Origin of the sequence: Mesorhizobium sp. M7A.F.Ca.US.006.04.2.1 (assembly GCF_004022915.1) — a bacterium.
Lineage (GTDB): Bacteria > Pseudomonadota > Alphaproteobacteria > Rhizobiales > Rhizobiaceae > Mesorhizobium > Mesorhizobium ciceri.
The window spans coordinates 1-3,264 of record NZ_RZQA01000742.1 but is presented as its reverse complement, the minus strand read 5'-3'; the positions used below and the strand labels follow the sequence as shown (position 1 = coordinate 3,264).

The window sequence follows — 3,264 nt, the reverse complement described above, 5'->3', positions numbered from 1 at the left end:
TTCTGGGCCTGGGTCGTCTTTGTTGTCGGGGCTGCCTATTTCTTTATTCCGTTGATGGCGACGGTCGAGTTCTCGCTGCGCATGCGGCGCGGCGTCCACTCCTTCGACGCCTATCAAGTCGTGCTGGGAGACGCGCGCTTCCAGTCAACTTTCCTCTTTTCAGTCATCGCTGCGCTCTGCACCATTATCCTGGGGGTGCTGATCGTGGTGCCGGCGGCATACTGGATCCGGCTGCGTCTGCCTCAGCTCAGGCCAATCGTCGAATTCATCACCCTTTTGCCGCTGGTCATTCCGGCAATCGTCATCGTCTTCGGCTATATCAGGATGTACGGCTCGAACTCGCCGCTGCCATTCTTGGCAAGCAATTGGGGTGCGAACGCGTTGCTTGTCATTGGCTATACGACGCTGTCTCTGCCTTACATGTATCGGGCCGTTGACACCGGTCTGCGCACCATCGATGTGCGTACGCTGACCGAAGCCGCGCAAATTCTGGGTGCGGGCTGGGGCACCATCATCACCCGCGTCATCCTGCCCAATGTGCTGATCGCGGTGCTGTCCGGCGCATTCCTGACTTTCGCCATCGTCATTGGCGAGTTTACAATGGCCAGCCTGCTCAGCCGTCCGGCTTTCGGCCCGTATCTGCAGAACATCGGCGCCAACCGTGCATACGAGCCCGCAGCCCTTGCAGTGATCGCCTTCGCCATCACCTGGGGCTGCATGTCGCTGATCCAGATCCTGTCCCGCTTCGCGCCGAAATCGGCGAACCGCCCAAATTGATCGAGAGAACCACGCCATGGCCGACCCATTCCTCTCCATCCAGCACGTTCGAAAATCCTTCGGCGCCACCACGGTGGTGGAGGACTTCAATCTCGACGTAGAGCGCGGCGAATTCGTCTCCTTCCTCGGGCCATCCGGCTGCGGCAAGACGACGGTGTTGCGCATGGTTGCCGGTTTCGAGGAGCCGAGCGCGGGCACGATCGTCGTCAGCGGCAAGGACATTACGAGACTGAAGCCCAACCAGCGCAATGTCGGCATGGTGTTCCAGGCCTATGCCCTGTTCCCGAACCTGACCGTGGCGCAGAATATCGGCTTCGGCTTGAAGGTCGCTGGCATGCCGAGGGCGGACATCGATGCCCGCGTCGCCGAGATGCTCGGCATCATCAAGCTGCCGCAGATGGCGGATCGCTATCCCTACCAGCTCTCGGGCGGCCAGCAGCAGCGCATCGCGCTAGCCCGCGCCATCGCGCCGAAGCCAAAGCTGCTGCTGCTCGACGAGCCGCTGTCGGCGCTCGACGCCAAGGTGCGCGTGTCGCTGCGCGAGGAAATCCGGTCGATCCAGAAGAAGCTCGGCATCACCACCATCTTCGTCACGCACGACCAGGAAGAGGCGCTGTCGATCTCGGACCGCATCGCCGTCATGTATGGCGGCAAGGCCGAGCAGGTCGGCACGCCATTCGAGATCTACAACCGGCCGGCAACCAAGTTCGTCGCCAATTTCGTCGGCACGCTGAATGTGCTGGAAGGCACCGTCACCGATGCCGCCGCGGGCACGGTGAGGGTCAATTCCGAACAGGTCTCGCTCAAGGGCAAGCTCAACGGTTCCAAGTCGGGCGACACGCTGTCCCTGGCGCTGCGTCCGGAAGTTATTTCGCTGGGCCGCCAGCCTGGCCGTGACTCCAGCCTATCCGGAGAAATCTCCGAAGTGCATTTCCTCGGATCGGTCATCCGGGTTCGTGTCGGCATCGGCGGCAACACGGTCTCGCTCGACACGTTCAACAGCCCGGCAACGCCGCCCCCCGCAGTTGGTGAGAAGGCCGAGATCTCGTTTTCTTCGAGCGATATGCTCGTGCTGCACTAGGCTGCTGCGCTTGTTTGGAATGAATGGCTGTATCCCGGTTAGCGAAGGGGGAAGGATGCTTCCGCCGCGTGGCATGGGCTGCAGTGCAGGGAAGTCCGCGTTTAAGCGCGCCCCATATCAGATGATTTCAATGTCGGTGTGGACGGCGATTTGTCAGGAAGCAATTCGAGGTATTTTCTGCCGGCTCGAGCTTGCCGGGTAATCAACAATTTCCAGCCGCTTTGCCGCTGCCAGAATCTCGCTTCCCGGCTATAAGAGGCCATGGTTCTTTTCGAACTGACACTCGTTCTGCTGTTGATCGCCGTTGCGCTGACGGCGCTGTCGCGGCGCGTGCAGGTTCCTTATCCCTCTTTGCTGGCGCTGGCAGGGGTGGCCATCGCCTTCGTGCCTGGCGTGCCGACCATCGAGATCGACCCGGAACTGGCGCTTGCCCTGTTCATCGCGCCGGTACTGCTCGACGCCGCCTATGACACGTCGCTGCGCGATCTCAACCGCTACAAGGTGCCGCTTGTGCTGCTGGCGCTTGGTGCCGTCCTTTTCACGACAGCGACGGTGGCGCTGGCCGGCTGGGCGATGGCAGGTCTGCCGATTGCCGCGGCCATAGCGCTTGGCGCCATCGTGGCGCCGCCCGATGCGGTTGCGGCATCGGCCGTACTTGGCCAGTTCAAGGTGCCGCATCGCATCACTGCCATTCTGCAAGGCGAGAGCCTGCTTAACGACGCCACCGCGCTGCTGATTTACCGAATGGCGATTTCTGCGGCAGCAGGCTCCATTCTGCTGAGCAGCGCCGTTCCGATGATCCTGCTGTCCACGCTCGGCAGTCTTGCGGCCGGCTATCTGCTTGGCCGGTTGTCTCTGATGACGCTGGGCCGGATCGAGGACCCGGCGAGCGGCACTGTGGTGCAATTTGCCGGCACGTTCGGGGTCTGGATCCTGGCCGACAGGATCGGACTGTCGGCCATCATCACCATAGTCGTCTATGCCATGACGATCGCCCGCACCGCGCCGCGCCGCATGCCGGCCAGAAACCGCATCAGCTCTTATTCCGTCTGGGAAACGGCGGTCTTCGTGCTCAATGTTCTGGCTTTCGTGCTGATGGGCCTGCAGGCGCGTACGATCGTCGGCCGGCTTGCCGGGCAGGGGCAGACCGATGCGTTCGTCCTGGCCGGGACAGTGCTCGCCATCGTCATCGTCTCACGCTTCGTCTGGGTTCTGGGGTGCGGCGCGATCATCAGGTGGTTTGACCGTTTCGGCGTGGCTGATCGTCAGCGTGACGCTCCGTCGTTTCGTGGCGGCGTGCTGATCGGCTGGTGCGGGATGCGCGGTTTGGTGACGCTTGCGGCGGCATTCGCCCTGCCGGCTGAATTCCCGGCCCGCGACCCGATCGTGCTCGCTGCCTTCACGGT

At 62.4% G+C, this 3,264-nt stretch carries 3 protein-coding genes; all 3 read left to right on the top strand.

What is annotated here, in order from left to right; all coding sequences use genetic code 11:
- A partial coding sequence (locus EN925_RS29200) for an ABC transporter permease (protein ID WP_164894459.1) occupies positions 1–777 on the top strand: 777 nt, incomplete at its 5' end.
- 16 nt (positions 778–793) lie between these two features.
- A complete protein-coding gene (locus EN925_RS29195) occupies positions 794–1,858 on the top strand; it encodes an ABC transporter ATP-binding protein (protein ID WP_127368667.1) in 1,065 nt (354 codons plus the stop codon).
- Between the two features lie 261 nt (positions 1,859–2,119).
- A partial coding sequence (locus tag EN925_RS29190) for a sodium:proton antiporter (RefSeq protein WP_164894458.1) occupies positions 2,120–3,264 on the top strand: 1,145 nt, incomplete at its 3' end.